The following is a 14006-nucleotide window of genomic DNA, read 5'->3' as shown; positions in this document are numbered from 1 at the left end:
AGGATTTAACGCCCTATTTTCGTTTTATTCATTGCTCCCTTTTCACCTGTATTACTTGTTCTAAAATCAACTGAAATATCAACCTTCGCATTACTCCAGCCACCGCTCTCCCAGTCGAGCGTCTCATAATATTTAGGTGACAATGCCCAAATTCGGTGACCAAAAAGCCATGGCTCAGCATTTATTTCCTGCATTTTCACAATGATATCTTGAAGATTCTCCTCCATTTTCTTACCAACCGCTTCATCAGCTTCTTTTACAAATGAGGCATCAACCCTTTGATCAACATCATTTACTTCAACAATCTCACCAGTCCCACTAATTTCCAATGAAATTTGAACTGGATTCGTTTGCTTATAATCGACAACTTGTTTCAGTCTAATTCGTGAGTAGGTTACTTTGACATCATTTTCAAGTACAACATCGTAATTCATGAAATCAAGCTTATTTTTCTTTAATAGTTCAGAAAAACCGACTTCTCTTGGATCTAATTTAGAGACTAGTTTGTCATCCTTAATGATTGCCATACCTTCTATTAATATTTGTTCGTTACTTAGTTTGGCGATTGGAAGCGAAGCTGTTTCTGAAATCATGTTACTATCTCTACGATATTCAAATAATTTAACGTCAGAGGTACGTGAAAGCTTTTGGTCAGCCTGAAAAAAACGATCAAGATAAAGTGAAGGCAAACTCACTAGAGGAGATTCCTTTTTCATGAACTCACCTGCTTGATCTTCAACAATTAATAGAAAAATTTGATTCCCAATCGCCGCTTCTCTTTCCAAACTATCAAATATTTTTTTTAAATGCGTTTTGGCAACTGATTCAGAAATTAATATTGCTTTCAAATGCCCGAAAAACAAAACAGATGGGGTCATTGCTTCTAGCTTACTTAACCCTTCCCACACACTATCTGCCTCTGTTGTAAAAGTTTCAAAATTTCCTCCTTGTGGACTCGAACTTCCTTCTCCCCCGCTTTCAGTTAAGATAGGTAATTGAATAGAAATCGAAAAAAGCTTTTCTTCTCCTTTATCGATCGCTAATCCTAAGATAGTCGAACGTTGATCTAGTTCTTTTGAATCTGGAGCACATCCAAATAAAATGATGAAACATAGCAGTAACAGCAATTTCCTCATCAAGTTGACCTCCTCTTTAGTAAATAGAGAAGAAAAATACTCGGAATAAGACATGAGTAAATAAACGCATTATAGTTATGGTATCCCCAGCCATTATAGGTGTGACCAGCAGTACTTATCATACCAAAGAAGAGAATAAAGATATAAAAAAAGTAAATAGTCATTTTTTTCACTTTAGGTAGAAGAATGTTAGCTAAGTATCCGATAAACCAGAGTTGAATGACGAACATTTTGAACATAACTAAGATCCAAATCATTAAAAATAGCAAATCTAATCGTTCGAATAATGCATTGCCCGCTAAAAATAACTGTGTAATTGAGATGAGCGGTGAAATTAACGTTAATGATTCTTCATACCCGAATGTACCTAACACAACAATGCTTAAAACGACATACTGTGCAACAACAAATAGTAAGCCAAAATGCATTGACTTGGATCTCGCAACTCCCTTTCCTACAAACGGTAAGAAACCAAGTAGACTAACTAAACCACCATACCTTGCTAAATCTGCAACAGAGGAATGGAGATAAATACTTGGATCTACCGCATGAATTGGTGGAATATAAATCCATCGGAAATAATCAGAAAAACCTAAAGAGAAAATGATTGCAAACGTTACAAATTCTAATGTAATTAAAATGACAATAAATCGAGTAATGGTCCTAATTCCGTAATATAGAGCTAAGGTCGTTGGCAAAAGAAAGACGAGACTCACAATCCATCTTCTTGTATTAGGCAGCATAAATACTTCAACCGTTTGATTGAGCGAATGGAGTGAAACAATACCTGCGTATAATATACTTGCAATAATATATAGGACGATGATCCAAAAAAGCAACGCCGGGATCCTCGCTTTAAGATGCTTAAAAAAATGTGTATTTGGATGCTTTTTATAATAATGCCCGATTAAATATAGAAGAAAGAAATAAGGTGCAGAGGCAACAATCAACTGTAGCCAATCACTTCTTATCTCAACTTCTCCGGCATATGGCAAAAATCCTAAACCAATTCCAATAGTAGAACAGACAGTAAATGAAAATACTTCAAAACTGGTAAATTTATTAGAAGTTGTTTCCACTTTTTTCACCTCCTGACCTAATATTCGTTTTTAAACGTATAAACGAATCTTTTAATCGTCTCACATTTAATCTTGATAATGGTGCTAAGTAAGGTTTCGAATATGATTCAATTGAACATAAATGAATGAGCGTAATCATAAGTCCAATTGTTAAGCCGTAAAGTCCAAATAAGCTAGAGATCAGTAATAGCAAATATCGAATAATTCGCCAAGATCCAGCTAATTCCCATGATGGAACAGTAAAAGCAGCAATCGCTGTTAGAGCAACAACAATCACCATTGTGCTACTAACAATTCCCGCATCAACAGCTGCTTGTCCAATTACAAGCCCCCCAACTATCCCTATCGTTTGACTAATATAGTTAGGCAGCCGAATACTTGCTTCAACTAACACATCAAGAGCAAACATCATTAGAAACGCCTCCATTGGTGCAGGTAATGGAATATTATTTCTAGAAGCGGCCATGGTCATCGCGAGTGTTGTCGGTATGAGCTCTGGATGAAAAGCCACAAGAGCCACATAAATGGATGGCAAGATCGTTGAAATGAACAAACACGTAAGACGCAATGTTCGTACAAAAAGCATATTCCATGGTGATGCTGCCATATTGTCATCAGTTGGTTCATAAAAATTAAGCAAATTAATTGGGAGGATGATCGCAAACGGAGAATTATCAACAAGGATAACGATTCTACCTTGAAGTAACGATTGACCCGCCTGATCAAAACGCTCAGTTCGCCTTACTTGTGGAAAAATAGAATTAGGTTGTTCAACAAGCTCCTTAATAATTAAATTTGTATTTGGGACCTGTGGCACATCAATTTTATTTAACTTTTTGGTAATCTCCTGAACAACATGATCATCCGCTTGCCCGTTGATATAGACCATCGCAACGTGGGTATGGGTAAGTGATCCAATATAGAAGTCTTTTACTTTCAGACGCATATCTGCAACATATCTTCTCATTAATCCGATATTAGAGCGACTATGCTCAATAAATCCAATTTTTGAGCCATATATTTCAGGTTCAGAGGTTGGCTCACTAATCGCACGCAATAATGGTTCATTGACTTTTATAATATACGGCTTCATACCCGTTATGTGGAGAATGATATTTCCTTGAAGACACTCTCGAATCATTGTCGGCCAATCTTTTAATTCACTATATTGATATGAAGCTAATATCGAATCAACCGATTTTACTTTAACGACATTCCCTGCATTTGTTCTTTCAATTAAAGGAGCTACAATCGATTGTTCCACCTGTCGATCATCTGTTAAACCAATAAAAAAATATAAATGAGCTCGTTGCTTTGAAGGAAGTGTTAGCTTTCTACATTTAAAATCATCGCAGTCCTTAAATACGTTGTTTAGCATATTATCTAACTTTTCTGGTGCTGTAGGTAACTGTACAGAGCCATAGTCTTTCTTAATTACTTCTTCAACATAGTGGTTGTTAGCATACGAACGTGACTGTACTTTTGCTTGATTCTTGAGTCTACGAAACATAGGGATTCCTCCAAACGCATTCCTGTCTTACTTCTATTATGAGGAACTGATGAGAATCTATTCCAATCAAATATAAGGGACGGACTTCAGGGCTTATCCCTTTAGTCCGTCCCTTTTTCTAAATAAGGTCTTTTTTTATACATAATATTTTCAGTTTTTCTTTACATAATGCGTTCCTAAAGACAAACAATATCTAAGAGATTAAGGAGTGATTGGACATGTCATCAAAAGCAGAGAAACCATTATCTTGGTGGCAACTTTCTTTACTAGGGGTTGCTTGTACAATTGGTACAGGTTTTTTTCTTGGATCAAGCATTGCCATCAATATGGCTGGACCGTCCGTGTTATTATCTTACGCTATAGCTGCCGTTGGTACATATTGTGTATACGAGGCACTAGCGAAATTAATGATAGCCGATCCGCAGAAAGGGTCCTTTCGTTCCTATGCAAAAAAAGCCTTTGGACGCTGGGCCGGCTTTAGTAGTGGTTGGGTTTACTGGGTTTCAGAAATGTTAATCATCGGCAGTCAGATGACGGCTATTTCGATCTTTTCACAATTTTGGTTTCCAGCTATTCCTCTTTGGCTTTTTTCGTGTATCTATGCCGTCTTAGGTTTACTCGTTATTTTAGCGGGACCAAAAGGCTTTGATCGTGTCGAAAACCTTTTAGCCGTTTTAAAGATCGCCGCCATTCTAATGTTTATCATATTAGCCATTCTAGCTTTAATTGGAATTTTCGGACAAGGTGCCGAACAAAATCAAATTCCAAGAACTTACGGAACTATTTTTCCTAATGGCATAACAGGATTATTACCCTCACTTATTTTTGGGTTTTATGGCTTTGCGGGAATAGAAATTATGAGCCTGCTGGCCGTTCGCCTAAAAAACATGAACGAAGCACCTAAATCAGGTAAGGTTATGTTATTTACACTTGCTGTCATTTATATTGCTTCAATAGGTTTAGCCCTTACTATTGTATCATGGGATCAATTCATTGCAGATGAGAGCCCATTTGTTAAGGCATTAGGGAACTACAATATTCGATATGTACAGGACATCTTTAATGGAGTATTTATTATTGCTGGTTTTTCGACGATGGTTGCTTCATTATTTGCCGTTATTAGAATTTTAGTCACCCTAGCTGAGGATCAAGATGCCCCAAAAATATTTTCTAAAAAAATTAAAAATAAGTTTGAGCTACCTGCGATGGGTTTAACAACCGCTGGTATTATTGTTTCGATCGTGCTTGCACTCGTCATGCCAGGGAAAATATACGAATACATTACAACCGCCGCTGGATTGATGCTGCTTTACAATTGGATGTTCATTCTAGGGTCATTTGGAAAACTGATCGACCTCAGCAAATCCGAGAAAGCAAAAAGGATACTAGGCTATATTCTAATTTTATTAGGTGTCTTCGGAACCTTATTTCACCACACAAGTCGCCCCGGCTTTTACGTCAGCCTTGTTTTTGTTGTTGTAATAGCCCTGATTACATTAATTATGAAGCATTTTTGGAAGAAACAAGGACCGCCCCCAGACAATGGTGGTTCATTATTTACGAAAGTAAAATAAGTAAGGCTTGGATTCCAAAATAGATGCCAAATCCGATAAGAGAAAATCCAGACAAAATTGAAACAACAGTAAGAAGCTTATTTGTCAAAAATTTTCTCATCGAACTTGCCAAGGCAGCCATCGTAATGTCCCAAACTGTAATTCCTATAAAGATGGCTGCACTATACATAATCACTTCATTTAAACCATATGTAGTTAAGGTCTTAGCTAAAATTGAACCAAATATCCCTAACCAAAACAGAATCGTTAATGGATTAAATAGTGCCATAAAAAAGCCCGAGAAAAAAGAACGAAGCTTTGACTCTTTTTGCCTGCTATTTCTTGTCAATTCTAATTGACCTGCACTAGTTACGCTTTCTACACCAATATAAATTAAAACAATGAAACCAAAAACCCAGAGGAACATTTGCACAGAGGGTATTTCAATGAATTGGACAATGCCCATAAACACGAGTAGCATATATAAGAAATCTGCAATTGTCGCACCTAAACCAACTAACCATGCATGAAAAAAACCACTTTTGATTCCTCGGTCTATTTGAGCAGCATTAACAGGACCAATAGGTGCTGCTAAAGAAAGTCCTAATAAAATATAACCAAAAAACACACTCATCTCACTAACCCCTCCTGTAAATTACTAAGTAGGACATCCCTACCGCCTGTACAAAGTCTATTCAGCATGTATTAGATTTACGACAGGAATTTACTTATACAAAAAAGGACTCTCGCCATGCGAGAGTCCTTTCTCTTAATTATTTATTAGTAAGCTCCGTATCCAGTTCCCATCCAACTTGCACCAATGATGATTAATAAAATGAATAGAACTACTAATAAAGCAAATCCTCCGCCGTATCCTGCACCTGCTACACCTGACATACTTGATCATCTCCTTCATGTTTTTCTGTGAAGTATCCCTCACACACTTTATCCTATGTATACCGTCAAAAAATGTTTGGGTTTTTGAAAAGAAAAAACATAAACTTTTTCGATTAATAATAAACATCAAAAAGAGACAAGTCCTCACGTAGCAAATCTCAACACAATAATGGTTAAGGATTAGCCCCTTATGTATGTTCTTTTATAAAAAAAGGAGTAATCTAAATGAACCCTGCAAAGGAATGACATGCCATGATAAATAATTTGAAAACATATGCTTGGATCACCAGTGGTGGAGTCATTCAAGGTATGGCAATGGCACTTTTTTTGTTTCCGCATTCAATTCCATCTGGTGGTGCTGGTGGCTTAGCTGTTTTGTTAAATTATTGGTTTGACATTCCTTTAGGTTTCGCTCTTTGGATCGTCAACTTCTCTTTATTAGTTGTAGCAATTTACTGGCTAGGAAACTCAAGTGCCATTGGAACTATGTATGCAATCACCATTACCTCGGCAAGTATTTATCTTGCAAATCTATACCTGATTAAGCCAATACTTCACCCACTTCTAGATTTAATACTGGGTTCAGTGATTCTAGGATTGGGAGTTGGAATACTCTTGAAACAAGGTGTATCAAATGGGGGAATGGGCGTACTTGCTTTGATTTTCGCTAAATACCGTCAAATCAGACCAGGTAAACCACTCTTCTGGTTAAATGGATGTATTTTTATCATTACTGGCTTTATCATTGACTGGAGGATTATCGTCCAAGCCGTCTTTTCGCAGTGGTTATCGACACGTGTTGTAGACTTCATTTTCACCTATTCGATAAAAGAACTAGGTGCTGGACTTATCGGAATTAGAAAAAAATAAGTTTATATACATAAACACCATCATTTAGCCTCTTACGAAGATGCTAAATGATGGTGTTTAGTCAATTATTACTCTTCTTCTTTTTTCTTGGCTTCAAGTTCAATTTTTTTTCCACCGACCGTTAAGTATGAAAACACCTCTAGCCCCGGTTTTAATTTCGTCAACCCTTGTAGGTAAGGCTTTACCAAATCCTTGAAATCCTCATAAACACCCTCTTCTTCTAATTGTCCATATACATACATTTTTTTCTTTGTTTCCTCCATTAAAAATGCCATATAGCCTACTGGTTTATTATCATCTGTCACAATGTTTAGAACTTGAGCATTTTCATTCATAAATTCTGGCGAAAAGTATATCTGCATAATATCCTCCTTTATTATTCCGACGCAAGCTGTAGTCGTTTAAATAATGTCTTTACCTCAGGCTCGTCACCTTTATGATCTTGGTTTTTAACATGGATTAATAATAAACTAAGTATACCTACGATGAGTGTTAATGCTGCAGTACTTAAAAACATTCCTGTTCTAGACCAATTCATCAAAAATTCAAAAATTGGCGGTCCAGCAGCAACACCTAAAAAGCGAACCGACCCATAAATGGACGTTACAAACCCACGCATTTGTTGTCCAACAGACCCTGTTATAAGACTGTTCAAACAAGGTAGTACAAGCCCTGTCCCTACACTACTAATGGCTAGTACAGCAATAAATGGAACAAGACTAGTGAAGAATACAAGAGAAGCAAAAGAAATTGTCATTAATAAAAAGCCAATTAATATACACTTTTTCATCCTCTTCATATCTTTCCCAATTTTACTTCCTGTTGTGAACGACGTTACCATCAAAAACAACAAAGGTATCGCAAGAATCGCTCCCTTTAACACTCCGTCAATATTGTACTGAGTTTCTAATGTATCGGAAAGGTAGAACAAAATACCAAATAAAGTAAACAAACAGGTCGCTCCTGCTAAATAAGCTGTAAATAACCAACGACCTTCCTCTTTGAAAACACCTAATAACCCTTTGATGTATTTACCTACAGGAGGAGCTTGTTTCTTTTTTGGTTTTTCTTTAACAAAAATACCAGTTAATAAAATTGAGATGATACAAAAGATTGGAAATCCCCAAAACGGGCCATACCAGACGATTAATGCTAACAACGAGCCCACAATTGGTGATAACACTTTCCCGAATCCATTTGAAGCCTCTACAACACCAAGGACTTTACTCTGTGCTCCACCTTTGAATAAATCCCCTGTTAAAGCCATGGCAATTGGAGCAGTTCCAGCAGCACCAATCCCTTGTAAAGCACGTCCAATCATAATCCATAAATAGGCTCCAGAAAACCATGCAGCAGCTATACCGGCAAGAAGACCACCAATACCGTAAATAGCCAAAGCGGGAATAATAATTGCTTTTCTAGAAATTCGATCTGATAAATAACCTAAAATAGGAATGGATATGGCAGCTGTTATCGAGAAAATTGTAATCGTCAAACTTGCCTGAAATGCGGTAATCCCTAGTTCTGATTCCATTTTCGGCAGAATGGGGATTAGCATAGAGTTGCCAAGTGTCATAATTAAAGGTATTGAACCTATTGCTAAAACAACCAAGCCATTTCCTTTAGTTGCCAATAGTTATCTCACACTCCTTTATGAAATGATCGTTTTTCACCTCTTCTTAAGATGCAACTAAATCAATTAAAAATACCCAAAACAAAAAAAGTGGAGACCCAAATAATTGGGTTTCCACTCTGTTTGATAAGACGCTGCGACTCCTCTCCTAAATCGCCAGCTATTTTTTTAGCAATACCTCGAATTCGGTAACTAGATCATCAAATATACGAAGTGCATGTTTGATCGGCTCCGGTGTGGTTAGATCTACTCCAGCTTTTTTCAATAACTCAAGTGGGTAATCAGAGCTACCACTTTGAAGGAATTGTAAATAAGCACTTTTTGTTTCCGCGTCCCCAGCCAATAGTTTATCCGCTATTTGAATCGCAGCTGCGTAGCCCGTTGCATACTTATATACATAGAACGGACGATAAAAATGCGGAATTCGTGACCATCCAAATTTCACTTCATCATCAAAGACAAGATCCTCACCATTAAAATCCCTAAATATCTTTTCATACACTTCATTAAACGCGTCTGCGTTTAATGGTTCACCATTTTCAGCTTTCGCATGAACGGTTTTTTCAAATTCAGCAAACATAACTTGGGTAAATAATGTCCCCTTAAAGCTATCAATAAAGTGATTAATCAAATGCTTTTTCATTTGTTCATCGGTCGTCACATTTAATAAGTAACGAATGAGTAGAATTTCATTTACTGTTGAAGCAACCTCCGCAACAAAGATTGAGTAGCCAGCTGTAATTTGTGGTTGATGGGTTGATGAATAATGAGAATGCATTGCATGACCACATTCATGAACTAGAGTAAACAAACTATCGAGATCATCTTGATGATTTAACAAAATAAATGGATGTACACCATACAAACCAAGATTATAAGCACCTGATCGTTTACCCGGTGTCTCTCTCACATCAAAATAACGCTTTTCTTTAAATTGTTTTAATGTCGAGATGTAATCTTCACCTAGTGGCTCCAAGCTTTTTAACATTGTATCAAACGCTTCATCGTAAGAAATTTCGTTTTTCACATCTTTAACTAGTGGTGCATTTAGATCATATGCACGTAATTCATCTAGTCCAAGTGTTTCTTTACGTAGTCGTTGATAATGGTTCATCGATGATAAGTGCTCTCTTGTTGTCTCAATTAGATTGTCATAGACATCTTGAGGTACTTTATCAGGAAAGAGAGCCTTTTGTAGTGCAGATGGGTATTGTCGCATTCTAGATAGCGTTACATTATTCTTAATTGCTGCAGCGAGCGTGCTCGCAATTGTATTTTTACTTTCGAGATATGGTTTGTAATACGCCTTATACGCTTCTTTACGTACATTACGATCAGGACTCTCTATTAATTTAGAATACATTCCTCTCGTTAATTGAACCTTTTCCCCTTGTTCATTTGTCACTTCTCCAAACTGGATATCAGCGTTATTAATCATCCCGAATGTCGTGCTTGGTACAGACAGTGCTTCACCTAATTCAGATAACACTTCTTCTTTTTCTTTAGAAAGAACATGGGCCTTGTATCTAAACGACTCCAATAAATCTTCTTCAAAATAAGAAAGTTCTTTTTTTTCTGCTATGTATTTTTTTAACGTGTTTTCATCTAAACTTAGTAAAAAAGGCATAAAAAACGAGGTAGCTGCACTAAGCTTCACTCCAATTTGTTTGGCCCTGTCTAAAAGGACTTGTGCCTTGCTATCTCTTGTATCTAGATCTAAATGTAACATCGCATAAACATAGACTTTTTTAAAGGTTGTGCCGACTTCCTCACTAGTAAATAGATAGTTATACAAAGAAGTAGCATCTGTAATTGCACCATCAAATGCCTTTAATTTCCCAACACTCTCTTCTACCTCTTTACATGCTTGTTCCCAAACTGCATCAGTTTTGAAAATATCCGTTAAATCCCATGTCTCAGCAATTGGTACGTCTTTTCTAGATTGATATTGCATTCAAACAACTCCTTTTTTAATTAATGTACCTATTGTTATATATTACTATACAACAATAGATTATGAACAATGATCAGCTTTAAAAAAAAGTGTGTCTTTGGAACTCTCGCCCCTAAGACACACTAAGCCAACTCTACCAGCATTAGAACCACTCATTGTTTTCTATAATAAAATTAAATTCATAATCTAAACGCTCAATTGTTTCAGAATCAGCAAGCCTATCTGTTCGAATAAAGTAAATATCCTCACCGCGAGCGATTTGAGAAATATGTGTATTAATCTCTCCTTTTTCTGCCATGAATTCTGTAATGACTTCAGATTCTGTACCAAAGAAATAACCTTTTTCCACTGATTGATCAATAATAGTGAAACCTTCTTCCCTTAATATCTCTTGGTATCTATCTATTTGCTGATTCGCATCCGCAATATTTAGTTTGGTAATCTCAAATACAACCTCAGCCATTTGCTGCTCATTAAATATAGGAAAGATTTTGTAGCTTTCCATTTCATCATTTGCATAATGTTCTGAAGTGAAGCTTGAGTCATAATACGTTCTGAAGTTAAATTTTGTTTCAAGACTAGTGACTTCTTTCTCAACGCTCTCCCCCTCAGAATTTCGAGTAATAATTGTCTTAGAAGAGGCTTCTATAGCTTCTTCTGTTGGTACTGCTTCCATTATTGAAGCAGACTCATCGCCCTCTTCTGTTGGTGCTCCTTCCATTATTGAGGTTGATTCATCATCTTCCTCAGCGATCCTATTTGAATGCATTTCCTCCGAACCTGACTGGTATAAATTCGAGTCACCAGTTTCTGTAGTAGCTTGTTCTTCAGATGCACTATTTTGCGATAATTCATTCATCGAACCGCTTATGCCAAGAATATAACCTATCCCAATCGTTAAGATAATTAAGGCAGCTACTTGCAATTGTTTAGGTACAACAGGCTTCAGCCATTTCCGTTTTCTTTCTTGTTTCTTAATATGATTCATTATCGAAGAACTCGATGAATGGGTTGGGATTTGTTCGTACTGGATGTTTAGTTGTTCCATTTTTTGTTCGAATTTGTCAGTCATAGCTGTTCACCTACCTTTTCATATTCTGCCTTTAGCTTCTGCTTTGCACGTAAGATTCGAGTCTTGATTGCTCCTTCACTCACACTTAAAACATTCGCAATTTCTTGATAGTTTTGACCATGAAAATAATGTAATATAATCGGAATCCGATACTTTTCATCAAGCTTTTGAATCATTAAATGCAGTTCCTTCGAGTCCTCATCAAGATGGTCATCTACATATGTCTGGTGAAGCGAGTAGCGCTGCAGTTCAACTGTTTTTCGTTTCATTTGTTGCTCTTTCCGGTAGAAATCACGAATAACATTCATTGTGATCGTATAGAGCCATGTCGTAAATTTACCTCGAGTATGCTTATTTAAAAAGCGATAGACTTTCAAAAATACCTCTTGCGTGACGTCTTCTATATGAATCGGTGAAACACCAATTTGAAAAGCAAACTTTTCTACCGTTTTTAGATGCATCTCAACTAATTGTCCAAACGCATCATCATCCCCCTTTTTGGCCCGGACCAGCAGCTCTTCTTCCATATTTATACCCTCCGTATCCTTATTTTCCATTCATCTAATCATGTAACGATCGCAAGTTTTAAAACGTTTCAAAAACCTTTGAAATCAGTCTTTTGATTTTGCTTTCTTTGTTGCCACCATCTTTCTCCTTGGACAAATACCCATTGTAGGGCGATTCCGTGCAAGAGTACCCCGATAATGGTTGTAACAACAAATAACCAGACCGACAGATTAGATTGAACTTCCGTCGCCCGTTGACCAAAAAACAATAATTGCTGAGTGACAATTCGAATAGAATGAAAATAAGATTCAATATGTTCTTCAATGATATATAGGAGGTACGCTTCTCCAGCTAAGAACCACAACAGAGTAAAAAGCATCAGCAATTTTGTCCGAAATGTCATTTTATCGACAAAGGGTTGAACATAGTACTTAGTGATCGTTTTCAATCGAAAGAAATAAATCAAACGAACAATACGGGCTATTTGAAAAAATTGATCAAAAGGAATAATGGCAATAACTAAGAACGGATTCCTTTTAACAAAAATCCACTTTTCTTTTGATAAAATAAAGCGAACCATAAAATCAATAAAAAACACAATCCAAACAAAAAAATTAACCATCGGATTCATCCCATGATCTGTCCATAATGTAAATAGAGTTATCATCACAAATAAAATCATAATTCCTTCATATAAATGTTTATACAACAAGCCAAAATCCCCCTACAGCAAGACTACATTCATTATAGCAAAACAAAAAGAGAGTGACTCAAAAGGATCATTTCCATTTGAGCCACCCTCTAATACATAAACCTTTTATAATTAGGGGATTACGCAAAATCAAGTTTTCTTTTACTATTTTTATTATCTGTTTTCTAGGTACGTTGAAATGACCTTTTTTGTACGTTCAATATCTTCATTGTTTGCCTCAATAAGATAATGATCACCATTGAGATGTGCCTTAACATCAGTTATTCCTTGACTAGAAACAAAATCCAACACATCATTAATATCATCATTCTCGGTCAAAAGAACTTTTTTACCCACAAATTCATTTTCGACATAAACATCATAAGTGTCGTGTTCACTCTTCATATCCTCCCCCTCATCTGCAGTCAAGCCACCGAAAAAAGGCAACACAAAATATGATCGTGCATCATTTGTATAGTTCATCTTCTCACTCCTTTTTTTATAGTATGTGAAAAGAGCATTTTTCTATTTAATCTTTTCTAACCTTCCCATAATTTCCAAGTGAATGATTCCACTTCTTGTTAACTGATGCTGCAGTATAAATTAATCCATAAATCAAATACTGCTTATGAAGGGGGTGTTTCATTTGACAAATAATTTAACTGAATTAATGGCAACAGATGTTATCACTGTTACTCCAGACCAATCGATTCAAGAAGCAGCAATCTTGATGAAGCAACATGATATTGGTTCAATTCCTGTAATTGAAAATAAGAAGCTTGTAGGTATCATTACTGACCGTGACATTACGTTACGATCTACTGCCGAAGGGAAAGATACACATATCCCTATTGCACAATGTATGTCTACAAACTTAACAGTCGCAAATCCGAAAACAGATATTAATGAGGCTGCTGCCATTATGGCAGAGCACCAAATTCGTCGTTTGCCAATCGTTGATAATGGAGAGCTAGTTGGGATTGTCGCCATTGGTGACCTTGCCATTCATACCGACCTTATTGATGAAGCTGGTGTCGCACTGTCTGAAATCTCTGAACATCACCATCATTCGTAATTCTTAGGGTAAATTAAAAGGGTGTCCAA

The 14006-nt window shown here is 36.5% G+C and carries 15 protein-coding genes; 3 read left to right on the top strand and 12 right to left on the bottom strand.

Annotated features, from left to right (window positions below):
* Nucleotides 1-5: 5 nt before the first annotated feature.
* Genes J7W16_RS04615 through J7W16_RS04605 form a run of 3 tightly spaced genes read right to left on the bottom strand, consistent with a single transcriptional unit; the run spans nt 6 to nt 3725 of the window.
* The gene (locus J7W16_RS04615) at nt 6-1136 is read right to left on the bottom strand and encodes a Ger(x)C family spore germination protein (protein ID WP_210596052.1); all 1131 of its coding nucleotides are present in this window, start codon (nt 1134-1136) and stop codon (nt 6-8) included.
* The gene (locus tag J7W16_RS04610) at nt 1136-2215 is read right to left on the bottom strand and encodes a GerAB/ArcD/ProY family transporter (protein WP_210596051.1); all 1080 of its coding nucleotides are present in this window, start codon (nt 2213-2215) and stop codon (nt 1136-1138) included. The genes J7W16_RS04615 and J7W16_RS04610 overlap by 1 nt, the downstream gene beginning before the upstream one ends.
* The gene (locus J7W16_RS04605) at nt 2199-3725 is read right to left on the bottom strand and encodes a spore germination protein (protein WP_210596050.1); all 1527 of its coding nucleotides are present in this window, start codon (nt 3723-3725) and stop codon (nt 2199-2201) included. Before J7W16_RS04605 ends, J7W16_RS04610 begins: the two co-directional genes overlap by 17 nt.
* Before the next feature lie 218 nt (nt 3726-3943).
* On the opposite strand from J7W16_RS04605, the gene J7W16_RS04600 reads away from it, so the two are divergent.
* Nucleotides 3944-5299 carry an amino acid permease gene (locus J7W16_RS04600; protein ID WP_210596049.1) on the top strand — a complete coding sequence of 452 codons (1356 nt, stop codon included), beginning with the start codon at nt 3944-3946 and terminating at the stop codon, nt 5297-5299.
* On the opposite strand, the gene J7W16_RS04595 is transcribed toward J7W16_RS04600, so the two are convergent.
* Together J7W16_RS04595 and J7W16_RS04590 are read right to left on the bottom strand one after the other, a co-directional pair.
* On the bottom strand, nt 5283-5912 hold the full coding sequence (locus J7W16_RS04595) for a LysE family transporter (protein WP_210596048.1): 630 nt from the start codon (nt 5910-5912) through the stop codon (nt 5283-5285). The two genes, J7W16_RS04600 and J7W16_RS04595, sit on opposite strands and share 17 nt — an antisense overlap.
* Nucleotides 5913-6058: 146 nt before the next feature.
* Entirely contained in the window at nt 6059-6175 is a 117-nt protein-coding gene (locus tag J7W16_RS04590; protein ID WP_210596047.1) for a YjcZ family sporulation protein, read from the bottom strand.
* A gap of 252 nt (nt 6176-6427) precedes the next feature.
* Here J7W16_RS04590 and J7W16_RS04585 point away from each other — a divergent pair, with 252 nt between their 5' ends.
* A complete protein-coding gene (locus tag J7W16_RS04585; RefSeq protein WP_210596046.1) occupies nt 6428-7045 on the top strand; it encodes a YitT family protein in 618 nt (205 codons plus the stop codon).
* 68 nt (nt 7046-7113) lie between these two features.
* Here J7W16_RS04585 and J7W16_RS04580 read toward each other — a convergent pair whose 3' ends face one another.
* The 7 genes from J7W16_RS04580 to J7W16_RS04550 form a co-directional block, all read right to left on the bottom strand.
* Nucleotides 7114-7407 (bottom strand): hypothetical protein, encoded by a 294-nt coding sequence (locus tag J7W16_RS04580; protein WP_210596045.1) that lies wholly within the window; start codon nt 7405-7407, stop codon nt 7114-7116.
* A gap of 14 nt (nt 7408-7421) precedes the next feature.
* Nucleotides 7422-8621, bottom strand: a complete 1200-nt coding sequence (locus J7W16_RS04575; protein ID WP_210596633.1) for an MFS transporter — start codon at nt 8619-8621, stop codon at nt 7422-7424.
* Nucleotides 8622-8838: 217 nt separating this feature from the next.
* Complete coding sequence (pepF, locus tag J7W16_RS04570) at nt 8839-10632, bottom strand: oligoendopeptidase F (protein ID WP_210596044.1); 1794 nt, start codon at nt 10630-10632, stop codon at nt 8839-8841.
* 142 nt (nt 10633-10774) lie between these two features.
* Nucleotides 10775-11704, bottom strand: coding sequence for a hypothetical protein (locus tag J7W16_RS04565; protein ID WP_210596043.1), 930 nt, complete (start codon nt 11702-11704; stop codon nt 10775-10777).
* Nucleotides 11701-12231, bottom strand: coding sequence for an RNA polymerase sigma factor (locus J7W16_RS04560; RefSeq protein ID WP_210596042.1), 531 nt, complete (start codon nt 12229-12231; stop codon nt 11701-11703). The genes J7W16_RS04565 and J7W16_RS04560 overlap by 4 nt, the downstream gene beginning before the upstream one ends.
* Before the next feature lie 68 nt (nt 12232-12299).
* Nucleotides 12300-12923 (bottom strand): transporter, encoded by a 624-nt coding sequence (locus tag J7W16_RS04555; RefSeq protein ID WP_246879854.1) that lies wholly within the window; start codon nt 12921-12923, stop codon nt 12300-12302.
* 153 nt (nt 12924-13076) lie between these two features.
* Entirely contained in the window at nt 13077-13385 is a 309-nt protein-coding gene (locus tag J7W16_RS04550; protein WP_210596041.1) for a hypothetical protein, read from the bottom strand.
* Between the two features lie 145 nt (nt 13386-13530).
* On the opposite strand from J7W16_RS04550, the gene J7W16_RS04545 reads away from it, so the two are divergent.
* Nucleotides 13531-13977: a CBS domain-containing protein gene (locus tag J7W16_RS04545; protein ID WP_210596040.1), complete on the top strand. Its 447-nt coding sequence runs from the start codon at nt 13531-13533 to the stop codon at nt 13975-13977.
* Nucleotides 13978-14006 lie beyond the last annotated feature (29 nt).

The organism is Halalkalibacter suaedae (genome assembly GCF_017939705.1).
GTDB classification, from domain to species: Bacteria; Bacillota; Bacilli; order Bacillales; family Bacillaceae_D; genus Halalkalibacter; species Halalkalibacter suaedae.
Note: the sequence above shows the minus strand (reverse complement) of the source record. Positions and strands in the feature narration are given on the sequence as shown.

Excerpts from the sequence above, each read along its gene's own strand:
- J7W16_RS04600 (WP_210596049.1), top strand. The coding sequence starts at position 3,944 with ATGTCATCAAAAGCAGAGAAACCATTATCTTGGTGGCAACTTTCTTTA.
- J7W16_RS04550 (WP_210596041.1), bottom strand. The coding sequence starts at position 13,385 with ATGAACTATACAAATGATGCACGATCATATTTTGTGTTGCCTTTTTTC.
- pepF (WP_210596044.1), bottom strand. The coding sequence starts at position 10,632 with ATGCAATATCAATCTAGAAAAGACGTACCAATTGCTGAGACATGGGAT.
- J7W16_RS04545 (WP_210596040.1), top strand. The coding sequence starts at position 13,531 with ATGAAGGGGGTGTTTCATTTGACAAATAATTTAACTGAATTAATGGCA.
- J7W16_RS04580 (WP_210596045.1), bottom strand. The coding sequence starts at position 7,407 with ATGCAGATATACTTTTCGCCAGAATTTATGAATGAAAATGCTCAAGTT.
- J7W16_RS04585 (WP_210596046.1), top strand. The coding sequence starts at position 6,428 with ATGATAAATAATTTGAAAACATATGCTTGGATCACCAGTGGTGGAGTC.
- J7W16_RS04595 (WP_210596048.1), bottom strand. The coding sequence starts at position 5,912 with ATGAGTGTGTTTTTTGGTTATATTTTATTAGGACTTTCTTTAGCAGCA.
- J7W16_RS04615 (WP_210596052.1), bottom strand. The coding sequence starts at position 1,136 with ATGAGGAAATTGCTGTTACTGCTATGTTTCATCATTTTATTTGGATGT.
- J7W16_RS04590 (WP_210596047.1), bottom strand. The coding sequence starts at position 6,175 with ATGTCAGGTGTAGCAGGTGCAGGATACGGCGGAGGATTTGCTTTATTA.
- J7W16_RS04575 (WP_210596633.1), bottom strand. The coding sequence starts at position 8,621 with ATGACACTTGGCAACTCTATGCTAATCCCCATTCTGCCGAAAATGGAA.
- J7W16_RS04560 (WP_210596042.1), bottom strand. The coding sequence starts at position 12,231 with ATGGAAGAAGAGCTGCTGGTCCGGGCCAAAAAGGGGGATGATGATGCG.
- J7W16_RS04565 (WP_210596043.1), bottom strand. The coding sequence starts at position 11,704 with ATGACTGACAAATTCGAACAAAAAATGGAACAACTAAACATCCAGTAC.
- J7W16_RS04605 (WP_210596050.1), bottom strand. The coding sequence starts at position 3,725 with ATGTTTCGTAGACTCAAGAATCAAGCAAAAGTACAGTCACGTTCGTAT.